The sequence below is a fragment of the Flavobacterium flavigenum genome, assembly GCF_027111255.2.
GTDB lineage: Bacteria > Bacteroidota > Bacteroidia > Flavobacteriales > Flavobacteriaceae > Flavobacterium > Flavobacterium flavigenum.
On record NZ_CP114285.2, the window covers coordinates 4,933,069 to 4,947,903 of the forward strand.

11 protein-coding genes are annotated in these 14,835 nt (G+C 34.7%); 5 read left to right on the forward strand and 6 right to left on the reverse strand.

What is annotated here, in order from left to right:
* The first annotated feature begins 60 nt into the window (after window positions 1-60).
* Window positions 61-1,443, forward strand: coding sequence for an MFS transporter (locus OZP09_RS20550; RefSeq protein WP_281309920.1), 1,383 nt, complete (start codon window positions 61-63; stop codon window positions 1,441-1,443).
* Between the two features lie 508 nt (window positions 1,444-1,951).
* Window positions 1,952-2,344, forward strand: coding sequence for a helix-turn-helix domain-containing protein (locus OZP09_RS20555; RefSeq protein ID WP_269235488.1), 393 nt, complete (start codon window positions 1,952-1,954; stop codon window positions 2,342-2,344).
* Between the two features lie 152 nt (window positions 2,345-2,496).
* On the opposite strand, the gene OZP09_RS20560 is transcribed toward OZP09_RS20555, so the two are convergent.
* From OZP09_RS20560 to thrA, 5 genes are all read right to left on the reverse strand, one after another.
* Window positions 2,497-3,705 carry an AAA family ATPase gene (locus OZP09_RS20560; protein ID WP_281309921.1) on the reverse strand — a complete coding sequence of 403 codons (1,209 nt, stop codon included), beginning with the start codon at window positions 3,703-3,705 and terminating at the stop codon, window positions 2,497-2,499.
* Window positions 3,705-4,559 (reverse strand): hypothetical protein, encoded by an 855-nt coding sequence (locus tag OZP09_RS20565; RefSeq protein WP_281309922.1) that lies wholly within the window; start codon window positions 4,557-4,559, stop codon window positions 3,705-3,707. The genes OZP09_RS20560 and OZP09_RS20565 overlap by 1 nt, the downstream gene beginning before the upstream one ends.
* A 155-nt stretch (window positions 4,560-4,714) precedes the next feature.
* Window positions 4,715-6,004, reverse strand: a complete 1,290-nt coding sequence (gene thrC / locus OZP09_RS20570; RefSeq protein WP_269235492.1) for a threonine synthase — start codon at window positions 6,002-6,004, stop codon at window positions 4,715-4,717.
* A 365-nt stretch (window positions 6,005-6,369) separates the two neighbouring features.
* Complete coding sequence (locus OZP09_RS20575) at window positions 6,370-7,293, reverse strand: homoserine kinase (RefSeq protein ID WP_269235493.1); 924 nt, start codon at window positions 7,291-7,293, stop codon at window positions 6,370-6,372.
* Between the two features lie 95 nt (window positions 7,294-7,388).
* On the reverse strand, window positions 7,389-9,836 hold the full coding sequence (gene thrA / locus OZP09_RS20580) for a bifunctional aspartate kinase/homoserine dehydrogenase I (RefSeq protein WP_269235494.1): 2,448 nt from the start codon (window positions 9,834-9,836) through the stop codon (window positions 7,389-7,391).
* A gap of 549 nt (window positions 9,837-10,385) precedes the next feature.
* Between thrA and hutH the strand changes: the two genes are divergently transcribed.
* Genes hutH through OZP09_RS20595 form a run of 3 tightly spaced genes read left to right on the forward strand, consistent with a single transcriptional unit; the run spans window position 10,386 to window position 13,958 of the window.
* The gene (hutH, locus tag OZP09_RS20585; protein WP_281309923.1) at window positions 10,386-11,900 is read left to right on the forward strand and encodes a histidine ammonia-lyase; all 1,515 of its coding nucleotides are present in this window, start codon (window positions 10,386-10,388) and stop codon (window positions 11,898-11,900) included.
* Between the two features lie 48 nt (window positions 11,901-11,948).
* Window positions 11,949-12,593, forward strand: coding sequence for a DUF47 domain-containing protein (locus OZP09_RS20590; RefSeq protein ID WP_095954688.1), 645 nt, complete (start codon window positions 11,949-11,951; stop codon window positions 12,591-12,593).
* Window positions 12,594-12,626: 33 nt separating this feature from the next.
* Entirely contained in the window at window positions 12,627-13,958 is a 1,332-nt protein-coding gene (locus tag OZP09_RS20595) for an inorganic phosphate transporter (protein WP_269235495.1), read from the forward strand.
* A 97-nt stretch (window positions 13,959-14,055) separates the two neighbouring features.
* Here OZP09_RS20595 and OZP09_RS20600 read toward each other — a convergent pair whose 3' ends face one another.
* Complete coding sequence (locus OZP09_RS20600; RefSeq protein ID WP_269235496.1) at window positions 14,056-14,799, reverse strand: acyl-[acyl-carrier-protein] thioesterase; 744 nt, start codon at window positions 14,797-14,799, stop codon at window positions 14,056-14,058.
* Between the last annotated feature and the right edge of the window lie 36 nt (window positions 14,800-14,835).

Below are 14,835 nucleotides of genomic sequence, written 5' to 3' on the forward strand. Positions count from 1 at the left end.
CTTAGATTTAAGTTTGATACTTAGAAAATAAACAGTACTAAACGATTAATTTTTTTTGATATGAGTTCAATTTCAACAAATCAACCGCTTTCAAGTTTAAACATTTTTAGTGGCAAAGGAGTTCAGATGCGTACCTTCCATATTACATGGTTAGCATTTTTCTTTTGCTTTTTTGCATGGTTTGGTATGGCATCACTTATGCCGATCGCCAAAGAGCAATTGCATCTGACAAAAGACCAATTGGGTAATATTCAGATTGCATCTGTATCGGCAACTATTATCGCCAGATTATTAATAGGCCGATTGGTTGATAAATTTGGACCAAGAATAATTTATACATGGTTATTACTGATTTGCTCCGTACCAGTATTACTGATTGGTATTTCACAATCATATGAGAGTTTCCTGTTTTTTAGATTGGCTATCGGAGTTATTGGAGCTTCTTTTGTGATCACACAGTTTCATACTTCAGTAATGTTTGCCCCATCCATTAAAGGAACTGCCAATGCTACAGCAGGAGGATTCGGTAATGCAGGTGCCGGTTTAGCTAATATTACGATGCCTCTTATTGCAGCCGGATTTGTAGGATTAGGAGTGTGTACTAAAGAAGACAGCTGGAGATATGCCATGATTGTTCCCGGAGTACTATTATTGGTTTTTGCTTTTTTATATTTCAGATTTACCAAAGATTTGCCAAATGGTAATTATAAAGAACTTGGAATAGAAACAGCCAATAAAGAAAACACTTTTATGCTGGCTGTAAAAGACTACCGTACCTGGGTTTTGACCATTGCTTATGCAGCTTGTTTTGGCGTTGAAATCACGATTGATAATTTTGCCCCGATTTATTTTACCGATACTTTTGGTGCTAGTTTGAAAACAGCAGGAATCTGCGCAGGTATTTTTGGATTAATCAATCTTTTTGCAAGACCATTAGGCGGAATCGTTGCTGACAAAGTAGGTAAGAGATATGGTTTTTCGGGAAAAAATTTATTGCTTGCATTACTGCTTCTTATAGAAGGTGTAGGTGTTATTTTCTTTGGAATGACAAATCAATTAGGACTTGCAATCTTTTTAATGTTCTTGTTTGGAATGAGTTTAAAAATGGCAAATGGAGCAACTTATAGTCTTGTACCCTTCGTAAATCCAAAAGCGGTAGGCAGTGTTGCCGGAATTGTAGGAGCAGGCGGAAATATAGGCGCGATGTTGATTGCTTTCCTGTTCAAAGCTAAAGCAGTTAAATTTACTAAAGATGTGATTGACGAAAGCGGAGTATCACAAACCAAAGATTTGATTGATTATACAAGTGCATTTTATGTATTGGGAATCATTATTCTGGCAACAGGATTTGTAGTTTTGGCTATAAAACTTTTAGTTAAAGATAAAGAAGAAGAGAAATTATCTGCAGCTGTAAATTTAGCGTACCAAACAGTAAAATCTTAAATCTGCAAAAACAAAATAGTATCTGTTTTTGTTTAAAAAGAAAGTTTGTCGATGAAGACAGCCTTTCTTTTTTGCAATTTTTATAGTAAGATTAATCAGATCGCTTGTCTTTGCGAGAACGGATTGCACCCGAGCGAATAGCTAACTGACGGAGTAAATTCTCGTTATCGGCTGCGTTCCTGTCAATGACGCTTTTTAAACATTCCAATAATCCTCAAACTTGTCATTCCGACGTAGGAGGAATCTCCGCAAGTAATTCCGCAATCAAAGTCTCCAATCTTTGTAGAGTTTCTAACGAAGATTCTTCGTTCCTCAGAATGACAAACTGTACGTAAAACATAATGAATTCAATCCAATTCGTTGCGTTCACGAGCGGGACGCTTGCGCCAGCCTGCGAGACTTGGTAAATAACAACTTATATGAATTATGAAAATTGTATCTTACAAAAGCAGCTTTGTTTTTTTACAAAAACCTGTTTTCGTTTAAGAATTTTAAATATCTTTGAAATATGAGCACACTAACAAAACCAAAACATATCGGCAGAAATATAAGCCGTATCAGAGAGCTTAAAGATATGAAACAGGAAGCACTGGCGCAGGCTTTAGGAATGAGCCAGCAGGCAGTTTCTGTTATTGAAAACAGCGAAACGGTAGACGAACAAAAACTAATTGAGGTTGCAAAAGCTCTTGAAGTTTCAGTCGAAGCAATTGAAAACTTTTCAGATGAAGGTTTTATCAATTACTTTAATAGTTTTCATGATAATGTTGTTACTACAGGAAGTATTTTTGCAACGAATTGTACTTTTAATGCTTTAGATAAAGTAGTTGAACTTTACGAACGTTTGGTGCAGGCTGAAAAAGATAAAGTTGAATATTTAGAGAAATTATTAAACGGGAAATGAACTTTTTTTGAAAGATATATTGAAATGAGAAGAGATCTGTAAGGTCTCTTTTTTTGTTTAAGAGCGAGACTCTCAGTGGCTGATGCGAGTGTCCCAATGGTGTATATTCAAACTGTAACCTGCATTTTTTTGATATCAAAAAGTAAAAAAAGTTAATTTCCAGATTCGGAGTCTTCGATAAGAATTATATTGTTATTATTAATTTCTGTAATTTGTTCAACGAATATGCTCTTTATTTTTTTATTCAAATCTCTCATATTATTAAATTCATTAACATTAATTTTTTTGACAAGTAAATTATGAAGATTTGTATTTAATTTAAGTTTAAAGTTTTCTTCATATTTTTTAATGATTTCATTAAATCTAAAATTGATGAATTGAAGCTTATCTGAATTATTTAATAAATTGAATTGACCTTTATAATCGAATCTGGATCGTAATTCAGGAGATATTCTTTCTTTAAAATTATCCTTTGAGATATTAGAAGTAAATACAATTATATATCCATTTACATCAATTTCTTCGCCTAATGAATTTGTTAACTTACCACTTTCTAAAACATCTAAAAAATAATTAAACACTGCAGAATTAGATTTCTCAAATTCATCAATTAAGATTAGGCCAATATCTGATTTTTCAACTCTAGCAAAAAGCTCTCCCCCTTCACTTCCTATATATCCTCTAGGACTTCCTATTAGTGAGTTTAGAGCGTCATTACTACTGTAATTTCCAAAATTAATTTTAGCAAGTTTTTTTTGACTATTAAGAGATTTGTGTATTACTCTTGCAACTTCAGTTTTCCCTACACCAGAGTCACCCATCAAAAACAATGACAAAACTTTATTTTCTCCTAATTTATTGAATACTCTGAAATTTTTAATTAGTTCTTCAAATTCATCTTTAAATTTATCATGTCCGTATAGTTTATTCCGAAAAAGATCTGTAAACTTATCAATTTCAAAATCAGATAAATCAATAATGCGTTTGATTTTTAAAGTTTTTTCATCTGTTTTTTCGTCTATTTCGATTTCTTCATTAATAATTTCTAAATCTTCAAAACTATCAAAACAATATCTTAACTCGTGAGACAAAATATCTTTATATTTTTTGTCTGAAATAAATATTGTATCATCTTCAAAATATGGAAAGAGTTGCTCAAAGGTTATTTGTAAACTGTCAGAATTATTAAAAGAATTAGCAATTGACGAAATATCAATTATATGTTTATCCGTGTCCAATAGTGATATTTTTTCTTCAGATAAATAATATGTAATACTTTTAATTTCAAGACCTTCATTTTCAATTGAATTTTTATATGTCCTAAAATTCTTTTTTTCAATAAACAACAATATTTTCACCATTAGATTGTTTTTTTAATAGGATTATTTATATTCTGAATTATAGCTAAAAGATCAATATAATGGTAATCTTTTACATCAACATTACTAGAATCTCTCACAAATAAATTGTTCGCTATATTATTTTCTTGATACTGGCTATCATTAATTTCTGCTGATGTTGAATTTTGATTTTGACTGTTACCAAGTTCTGTAAAGAACTCAAAAGAATTTTTTAAGGCTTCTATTTTTATTTTTCCCTTATATAGTCCAACTAAAGATACTTTTCCTATTGACAAATCATCAACACTGTAAGAACTTTCAAATTCGCTTTCAAATGTTAATGGAATTTTTATTAAAATATTATCATTTAGGTCTTCAATAGATCCTTTCATTCTATATGAATAATCCTTAAACATAGAATTAAAAAGGTTGTTGATATCTATGCCGTCAGCACCTGGAATAGCCATTCCTTTTAAAGAACCATTAGTAAATAGCTTGACAGTTCTAAGTTCTTTTTCATTGTCTAATGAAAGATTGACATTGTTAATTTTTATAAGTTCTCCTTCTTCAATATTTGTGAAATCAGAAATAGATTTACTTTTTTCAATAATTTCATTTAAAATGATTGATTTTGTAGTTTTTATTTCAAAAGTTTCTAAAACTTTTTGAGAATCTGATTTCGAGTTTTTTTTACCGATTTCTCCTTCAGTATTGAAAATATTTAGAAATTTCATTCCTAGTTTGCCTCTATAATCAATATCGTTTTCAGTATTATTCTCTAAATGATATTCACCTCCTATTTTAATGATATTACTAAGCATCATTTTTATTTCATATACTTTAGGAAAATTTATGTAATAGATATTAAAAATCATTTTTCACTTTTTTAAATTATAATTTATTTTTGAATTGCATTCGTTTTATAAAATACAATAATCAAACATAAGGAAGTTATTTGAAATATAAAAGCCACAAAATTACAAGAAAAACCTAGTAATATGTGGCTGTAAATTTTATAGTTAGAATTTTACTATCCCAAGAAAGCTTTCAACTCCTCATAAGTCCCAATCTTCACACTAACTTTCTCCTCATTGATAACACTCTCAATCTGTGTTGGAATCGGAAGTGTAATCCCTAAAGCAGGTTCAACCACATCTAAGAATTTAATTGGGTGAGCCGTTTCTAAGAAAATACCAATGGCGTTAGGAAATTTTTTAAGTTCTTTTTTTAAACCTAAATACCCAACCGCACCGTGAGGTTCTGCGATGTAACCGTTGGTGTTATAAATTTTCTTTAGAGCTTCAAGGGTTTGTTCATCGGTATAGCTATAAGAAGAGAAGTCTTTTTCGAAAGCCTTTAAATCATTATTATATAATTCCTGAATTCTAATAAAGTTACTTGGGTTTCCAACATCCATGGCGTTAGAAATGGTTGCTTTAGAAGGTTTCGGGTCGTACTTTCCGTTTTCTAAGAACCTTGGTACGGTGTCGTTTACATTTGTAGACGCTACAAAATGTTCAATTGGTAAACCTAATTTCTTTGCCATAATTCCGGCACAGATATTCCCGAAGTTCCCGCTTGGGCAGGAGAAAACTAAAGGTTTGTTTTGGCTCTTCAATGCTTTGTAAGCAAAGAAGAAATAAAACATTTGTGGCAGCCAGCGTGCAATATTAATAGAATTCGCAGAAGTCAGGTTTTTGTGCGCTAAAGTTTCATCCAAAAATGCTTTTTTCACCATATCCTGGCAATCGTCAAAAACACCGTCAACTTCCAAAGCTTTAATGTTTTGCCCTAAAGTAGTCAATTGTTTTTCCTGAATATCACTCACTTTTCCGGATGGATATAAAATGACAACATCAACACCGTCAACGCCTAAAAATCCGCTTGCAACCGCTCCGCCGGTGTCTCCCGAAGTCGCTACTAAAACAGTATTTTTAGCATCTTTTTTGTCTTTATTGAAATAGCCCAGACAACGTGACATAAATCGTGCTCCAACGTCTTTAAAAGCCATTGTCGGCCCATGGAATAATTCTAATGAATAAATTCCGTCTTCAACTTTCACTACCGGAAAATCAAAAACCAGAGTATCGGCAATGATTTCTTTTAGTTTTGCTTCAGGGATTTCATCGCCCACAAATTGTTTGATCGCTTCAAAAGCAATTTCTTCGTGGCTTAAACTTTCGATTTTATCAAAAAAAGATGGGTCTAAAGGCGTAATGTTCTCCGGGAAATATAATCCTTTATCACTCGCTAATCCTTGTATTACTGCTTCCTGAAACGAAACTTTTGGGGCATTATGGTTTAAACTGTAGTATTTCATTTTATTTTAGATTTTAGATTTTAGACTTTAGATTTTTGAAATGCAAATTCCAAATTTTCTAAATTTCCAAATTCCAATAATTTATATTTTTTATTTCATGTTAGTTTTGTCAGGCTGAGCGGAGTCGAAGCCCCACACAGTAAATCCGCTAAGTTTGTCATTCCGACAGAGGAGGAATCTCCGCAAGTAACTCCGCAACGAGAATCAAATCTTTGTCGAGTTTCTAGCGGAGATTTCTCGTTCCTCGAAATGACAAATCGGATGTGCCATACTTTGCGGGGCTTCGACTCCGCTCAGCCTGACAAACTGTATCTTAATACTTAATTCTTCGTACTTAATACATTTTACAATTCACATTTTACATTTTACAAAACGCGAACTCCATCCGGATTAATTTTCGAAACATGAATCTCATACGGTAAATTCATTTTCTCGTAAACCTCGCTCATGGCTTTTGCGATTTGGTCTGCGGTGTTTTTTCCTCTGCTTAAAGCGAAAATAGACGGACCAGAACCTGAAATTCCGGAACCTAAAGCGCCGTTTTCATAAGCCGTTTGTTTGATTAGATCAAATCCCGGAATCAAAACACTTCTTAATGGTTCTACGATTTCGTCATGAAGCGAACGTCCGATCAATTCGTAATCTTTGGTATAAAGACCGGCAACTAATCCGCCTACATTTCCCCATTGCATAATGGCGCTTTTTAGGGAAACGGTTTGTTTTAGTACCGAACGTGCATCAGAAGTTTTCAATTCGATTTGAGGATGAACAACCGTTGCAAACAATTCTTCCGGACTGTCAATTCTGATAATATCAAGCGGAGCGTAACTTCTTACTAAAGTAAATCCGCCTAAAAGGGCAGGAGCAACGTTGTCGGCGTGAGCGTTTCCGCTTGCCAGTTTTTCACCCTGCATGGCAAACTGCACCAAATCTTTTCTGGAATACGGTCTTCCAAGTAATTCGTTGATTCCGAAAACCGCTCCGGCAGAACTGGCAGCACTGCTTCCGATTCCGCTTCCGGCTTTGATGTTTTTGTAAATTTCAATTTCGAAACCAAAATCCAGTTCGTCCAAAGTGGCTAACATCGCCAAAGCTGCTACACCCGAAACATTTTTCTCTGTTTCCAAAGGCAAATCAGCCCCCACGATTTTAGTAATTCGAACACCTTTCTGATCTGATTTTCGAACGATCATTTCGTCACCCGCATTGTCTAAGCAAAGTCCAAGCACGTCAAATCCGCACGAAAGATTTGCAATTGTAGCTGGGCAAAAAAGTTTAATCTGAGTCATAAAGTTTTAAAGTCTTAAAGTCAAAAGTCTTGTAAAATGTCATAAATCAAAAGTGAGTACTTTACGACTTTATGACATTCGACTTTCAGACTAAATTATATATTTCCAATTCTAATCACATCCGCAAAAATCCCTGAAGCCGTAACAGCTGCACCGGCTCCGGCACCTTTGATCAATAAAGGCTGATCTACGTAACGATCGGTGTAGAACAATACGATATTGTCTTTTCCTTCCAGATTGTAAAAAGGATGATCTTTTGGAATAAATTGCAAACCTACGCTTGCTTTTCCGTTTTCGAATTGCGCTACATATTTCAATCTTGAATCTTTCGCTAAAGCTTCTTCGTAAATTCCGTTAAAATGATTCGCGTGTTTGATTAACGAAGCAAAAAAGTCTTCGTTATTGGTTGTTGCTAAACATTCAGCAGGTAAAAACGATTCGTTGGCGATGGCGTCAATATCCATTTCGTAACCGCTTTCACGAATTAAAATCAGGATTTTACGGGCAACATCGATTCCGCTTAAGTCAATTTTCGGATCCGGTTCTGTGAATCCCTGAACTCCGGCTTCTTTAACCACATCGTGAAAAGAATTATTTTTATCGAAATTGTTGAAGATAAAGTTCAGACTTCCCGATAAAACCGCCTGAATTTTATGCACTTTATCACCCGAAGCAATTAAGTTTTTAACGGTATCGATAATTGGCAATCCCGCGCCCACATTCGTTTCAAACAAAAACGGAGCGTTGTATTGACGTGATAAGCTTTTTAGTTTTTTATAATTGTCGTAAGCAGATGAACAGGCAATTTTGTTGCAGGTTACAACCGCAATACTTTCTTTTAAGAATTTCTCATACATTTCAGAAACGCTGGCATTTGCTGTAATGTCTACGAAAATACTGTTACGTAAGTTCAATTCTCTTGCGCGTGCGATGAATTCTGTTGCAATAGCAGGTTCTCCTTTCTCTAAATTTGACTGCCAGTCTTTTAATGAAATTCCGTCTTCATCAAATACCATTTTTCTGGAGTTCGATAAAGCAATCACACGAACATTGATTTTTAAAACATCTTTTAAGAATTTCTTCTGGCTGTGAATCTGCTCGATGAATTTCTCGCCCACATTTCCAACACCCATTACGAATAAATTCAGCTGTTTGGTGTTTTCCTCAAAGAAGTTTTCGTGTAAAGTATTCAGTGCTTTTTTAACGTCTCTTTCGTTGATTACGGCAGAGATATTTCTTTCAGAAGCTCCTTGTGCAATAGCACGGATATTCACATTGTTTTTTCCTAAAGTACTGAACATTCTTCCGCTCAAACCCTGGTGGTTTTTCATGTTTTCACCCACCAAAGCAATAATGCAAAGGTCTTTTTCTACAATACAAGGATCGATTTTGTTTTGTAAAATTTCAACGTCAAACGCTTTATTGATTGCTTCTTCGGCATTATCAGCATCCGAATTCAGGATTCCGATACAAATAGAGTGCTCAGAAGAGGCCTGAGTGATAAAAATAACATTGATTTTTTCGTGAGACAATACTTCGAACAAACGCTTAGATGAACCTGAAACCCCAATCATCCCGGGACCTTCAAGAGTCAGTAATGAAATATGTTCGATATGGCTGATTCCTTTTACAGGAGTAGTCTGTTCTGAAACTTTGTTAGAAATCAAAGTACCTTCCGCTTCCGGTTCAAAAGTATTTTTGATCAGGATTGGAATATTTTTTCTTAAAACCGGCTGAATAGTTGGCGGATACAACACTTTCGCACCAAAATGCGATAATTCCATCGCTTCCTGATACGATATAGTTGCAATTGGCTGAGCCTGTTTTACGATTTTTGGATTGGCAGTAAACATTCCGTTTACGTCAGTCCAGATTTCCAGTTGTTCTGCGTCAGTTGCTCCTGCGATAATAGCAGCAGTATAATCAGAACCGCCACGGCCTAAAGTAGAAGTGATTCCGTCAAGGGTCTGGGCAATGAATCCAGGCAAAATAGTGATTTTTGAATCATTTTCTGCAAAATATTCCTGAATTAAAACATTTGAAATTTCAAAATTCACAACCGCTTTACCAAAATCAGCATTTGTTTTAATTAACTCACGGCTGTCTTTATAAGCTGCATTTTTATCGATTTGCTGGTACGCCTGTGCAATGATAAAAGAAGAAAGCAATTCGCCGAAACTCAAAACAGTGTCAGCCGTTCTTGGCGATAATTCCCCCAATAAAAAGCATCCGTCCAATAAGGTTTCAAGATGGTTGATGATCCTTTTGATATGGCTTAACAAACTGCTTTGTTCGCTAACCGGAATAAGTTCTTTTAAAGTGTCAAGATGTTTTTTCTCGATTTCGGCTACGATTTCGCGGAAACTTTCATCGTTTTCAGCTGCTTTTGCTGCGGCTGATTGCAGCATATCGGTTACTTTGCTTAAAGCAGATACCACAACTACCAATTTGTCGTCTTTGGAATTCTGGTTGATAATATCGAGAACGAGTTTTATATTTTGTGCATTGGCAACCGAAGTTCCGCCAAATTTTAATACTTTCATTTTGATGATTTTTTCTTTTATGCAAATATTTTTATGTATCCAAAGTCTTTCTTCTTTCGGGAAAAAAGTATAGATAATCAGGATTATATGTAAAAATGATACCCCTAAGGGGTAGTAGTTGTTGTAGTAGAAATAATGGTAGCAGCAATTGCAACTTCTGATAGAGTTGTCATTGTAGATTGATATTTTACGCTGTTACTTTTCATTTTTTGATTTTTCAAAAGTACAGTTTTTTGTAAAAGTTAAAAAGTTAAAATGCCTTTTTGCGAATATTTTAATAATTATGATGATATAAAATCAATATTGAGTATTTGTTAAAATTAGATGTATTAAGTTGTGGTTTTGATATATTTCGGATTAAAACTTACTCTATAGAAAGATTCTGTATTCAAAGGAATCTAATTTAATAGCAGGTGTCTTTTGCTTCATTTAAGATTATGAAATAAATAATTTTGAAAAATGGTATTCTTATAAATTTTAATTATTGTGATAAAAAATTGCTTTTTAATGTTGATTTGTTGAATTTTGATGTCTTAATTTGAAATCACCATGAGGGAAATCCATTATATTAGTACTGAAACCATAAATTTAGAGACTTTACAGGAAATTTTAAGTTACGATAAGGCATTAGAATTATCTGAAGAAGCAAAAGTAAATGTTCAGAAATGCCGGGATTATCTGGATAAAAAAATGGCCTCACATCCAGAACCTATTTATGGAATCAATACTGGTTTTGGATCACTTTACAGTGTGAAAATTTCGAATGAAAACTTATCTAAACTTCAGGAAAACCTGGTGAAGTCACATGCCTGCGGAACCGGTGAAGAAGTTCCTGCTGAAATTGTAAAATTGATGCTGTTGCTGAAAATTCAGTCGTTGAGCTATGGTCATTCGGGTATTCAGCTGCAGACCTTAAACCGTCTGGTTGATTTTTACAATCATGGTATTTTACCCGTGATTTTTACGCAGGGTTCATTAGGGGCTTCCGGTGATTTGGCTCCATTAGCACATTTATCTTTACCATTATTAGGAGAGGGCGAAGTTTATTTTGAAGGTAAAAAAATGGCTTCCGCCGAAGTTTTAAAACATTTTAACTGGGAGCCGATTGTTTTACAATCCAAAGAAGGTTTGGCTTTATTAAACGGGACACAGTTTATGGGGGCTTACGGAGTTCATATTTTGATGAAAGCGTATAAATATTCGTATCTGGCTGATTTAATCGGAACCATTTCGCTTGAAGCTTTTGATGGAAGAATTGAACCTTTTAACGAACTGATACATTTTATACGCCCTCACAAAGGTCAGATTATAACGGCACAAAGAGTTAATGAATTTTTGGAAGGAAGCGAAATTATCGAACAGCAAAAAAAACATGTTCAGGATCCGTATTCTTTCCGTTGTATGCCCCAGGTTCATGGCGCTTCAAAAGATGCAATAGATTATGTTCGAAAAGTATTCAAAACCGAAATCAATTCGGTTACGGACAATCCTAATATATTTATAGAGTCCGATCAGATTATTTCGGGAGGGAATTTCCATGGACAGCCGTTAGCTTTGGCATTAGACTTTATGGCAATTGCTTTGGCTGAATTAGGAAGTATTTCTGAAAGAAGAACCTATCAGTTAATTTCCGGGTTGCGAAATCTTCCGGCATTTTTGGTAGATAATCCGGGACTGAATTCAGGATTTATGATTCCGCAATACACTGCGGCAAGCATTGCCAGTCAGAATAAACAACTGGCAACACCGTCAAGTGTAGATAGCATTGTTTCGAGTAATGGGCAGGAAGATCACGTGAGTATGGGGGCAAACGGAGCAACAAAGGCATTAAAGGTTATGGATAACTTAGAGCGTATTCTGGCCATCGAATTATTAAATGCTTCACAGGCGATTGCCTACAGAGAACCTTTAAAATCAAGTGATTTCATCGAAATGTTTTTGAGTAGTTACAGAGAAATTGTGCCTTTGGTCAAAGAAGACAGGATTTTGCATTATGATATTGAGAAGACCATTTTGTTTTTGAATAGTTTCCAAATTGAAAACGATTTGTTAACAATGGCTTAACATTGTAAAATATTATTGAAGTAATTTTGCACTATCAAAAATATAAAAATGTCAATAAACAGTATTTTCCAATTTTTAGTGCCGAAAGACAAAAAATTCTTTCCACTTTTTGAAGAGGCTTCAAGCAATTTAATTGAATTAGCTTCTAACTTACACGAAGCTGTAAACCTTCCATTGAAAGAAAGAGAAGTCCTTTTTCAGAAAATTGATGAATTAGAGCAAAAAGGAGAAGACATTACACGTCAGACCAATCTGGAGCTGAGCAGAAACTTTATTACTCCGTTTGACAGAGAGGATATTCATACCCTGATCACTTCGATTGATAACGTTGCAGATTACCTTCACGGTGCTGCAAGCAGAATGAGGCTGTATCAGGTTGACAAGATTACAAAGTCAATCAGAAAAATGACAGAGATCAACCTTGAGGCTTGTCAGAACATTGACAGTGCAGTAAAGGAATTAAGAAATTTAAAGAATTTCAAAGTTATTAAGGATGCCTGTTCCAGAATCAACAAACTGGAAAACAAATCTGATAACGTTTATAACAAAGCAGTTTTTGAAATTTTTGAAAACGAAACAGACGCTAAAAATATCATTAAATATAAAGAAGTATTATCTGTTTTGGAATCAGCAACAGACAAGTGTAAGAGTGTGGCAAACATACTGGAATCTATTTCTGTAAAACATTCTTAATTCAATTTATTTCAATTCTGAAGTTATAATTTTATGACTATACTTATAATTATTATAGTATTAGCTTTAATTTTTGATTACATCAATGGTTTTCATGATGCGGCAAATGCTATAGCTACTGTTGTTGCTACAAAGGTACTTACGCCTTTTCAGGCCGTACTTTGGGCAGCATTTTTTAACTTTCTGGCTTATTGGGTTTTCGGATTTGGTGTTGCGGATACTGTTGCTAAAACAGCGCACACCATGGAAATTAACCTTGTCGTAATTTTAGCCGGTGTTATTGCAGCAATTTGCTGGAATTTATTGACATGGTGGTTAGGAATTCCTTCAAGTTCATCCCACACCCTAATTGGAGGTTTTGCAGGTGCAGCTGTGGCACACGCCATTGCAGTTCATGGTTTTTCAGGTTATATTGGCGAAGACGGAACTACTCATTACTGGTACGAAATCGTAAGCTGGTATAAAGCAGGAAAAGATGGCGGAATGCCTTCAGGAGTTATCATTATTATTGCATTTATTGTACTGGCACCATTAGTTGGAGCTTTAGCTTCGTATCTAATTTCTATCTGGTTATTGAATGCTTCCCGTAAAAATATTGCACCAAAAATATTTACTGTAGCATTAATGATTGCAACAGTTTGGCTTGTTAGTAATCTGATGGTGCCTTATGCAGAAATTGAAAAACCTCGTTTTGATTCCCATTTTTGGAGTGTAGCTTTTGATGCGCACAATATTAAATGGTTTTTAGTTGCTTTTATAATCTTAACTGTAAGTGCTTTTTGCTTAATATTTAGCAGTTTAAATCTTCATCAGGCTGATGCTGCTTTGAAAAAAATGCAATTATTGTCTTCTGCAGCTTTCAGTTTAGGTCATGGAGGTAATGACTCTCAAAAAGTTATGGGTATTATTGCAGCTGCTGTGGCAGTTTATATCAATACAAATCCAGGAGTTCATATGGATTCTTGGTTGGATGTTGTATTGCCAAATGATGACAAGGGGATAAAAGGAGTAATGCCGGGCTGGATTCCGTTAGCATGTTATTCTGCTATCGCTGCGGGAACTTTGAGTGGAGGATGGAAAATTGTAAAAACAATGGGTTCTAAAATCACAAAAGTAAGTTCGTTTGAAGGTGTTGCAGCAGAAACTGCTGGTGCTTTGACACTTTACTTTACAGAACATTTAAAAATTCCGGTAAGTACAACACATACCATTACAGGATCTATCATCGGGGTTGGATTAACAAAACGTGTATCTGCTGTTAGATGGGGAGTTACTGTAAGTCTAATCTGGGCATGGGTTTTAACAATTCCTATTTCAGCTTTATTAGCAGGATTGGTTTACTTTATATTGAGTGTATTTATCTAATAGTAAAATGATTTTTGTGAAATGTGAGAAGTAATATCGCATTTTGTGACATATAAAAAAAGCTGGTTTCTTAATTGGAAACCAGCTTTTTGTTTTTCTATTTTTTCCAGTTTAACTGCAATGCAAAACAGGTTTTTTCTCCTTTTGTAATGCTGAATCTGGAACTTTCTTCCTCATCATTTTCGTGAATTTCAACAGTATCTTTTAAGGACAGCTCTTTCATGAAATTCATTTCGAAACTTTCTACCTGTTGTTTTAGGATTTTTTTAGGCTCAACATGATCCAGACACCATTCCAGATATTTTACATTATTGACGTGATTGACAATATCCAAGTCAGATAAATAAACAGTTTTTTCAAACACAAATTCTTTTTCGTGGTTGATGTTTATTTTTGAAAAGCCTTCTGTTGTGGCTCTTTTATCCGGAAATAGCTCAAAATGCTCATAAGGCAATGCCAAAGCTTCGGGACGGCGTAATTGGGTGTTAAAAACGGCCCAATACGTTTCTGAACCCACTATCTTTTTTCCGTTGACATGCATTTCCAAAGCACGGACAGAACGTGAATTTTCCAGACTGTTGATCCAGGTTGTTACAGTAACGATATCTCCTGATTTTGGTAAAGCATTTACTTCTACACGCATTCGGCTTAAGACCCACGCCTGATGAAACTCCTGCATATCATAAAAACTGATACCTCCAACTTCAGAATGTGCTGCAGCTGTCAATTGTAAAATATTGCAGAGATCTGTATATTTCAAGTAACCGCTGGGAGTACATTGTGTGAAATTGATTTCCCAGTCTTTGCTTAGAATGGATGTGAAGTTTGGTGCTATTGGCATTTTAATTTAGACTTCTTAGATTGTTGGACTTCTTAA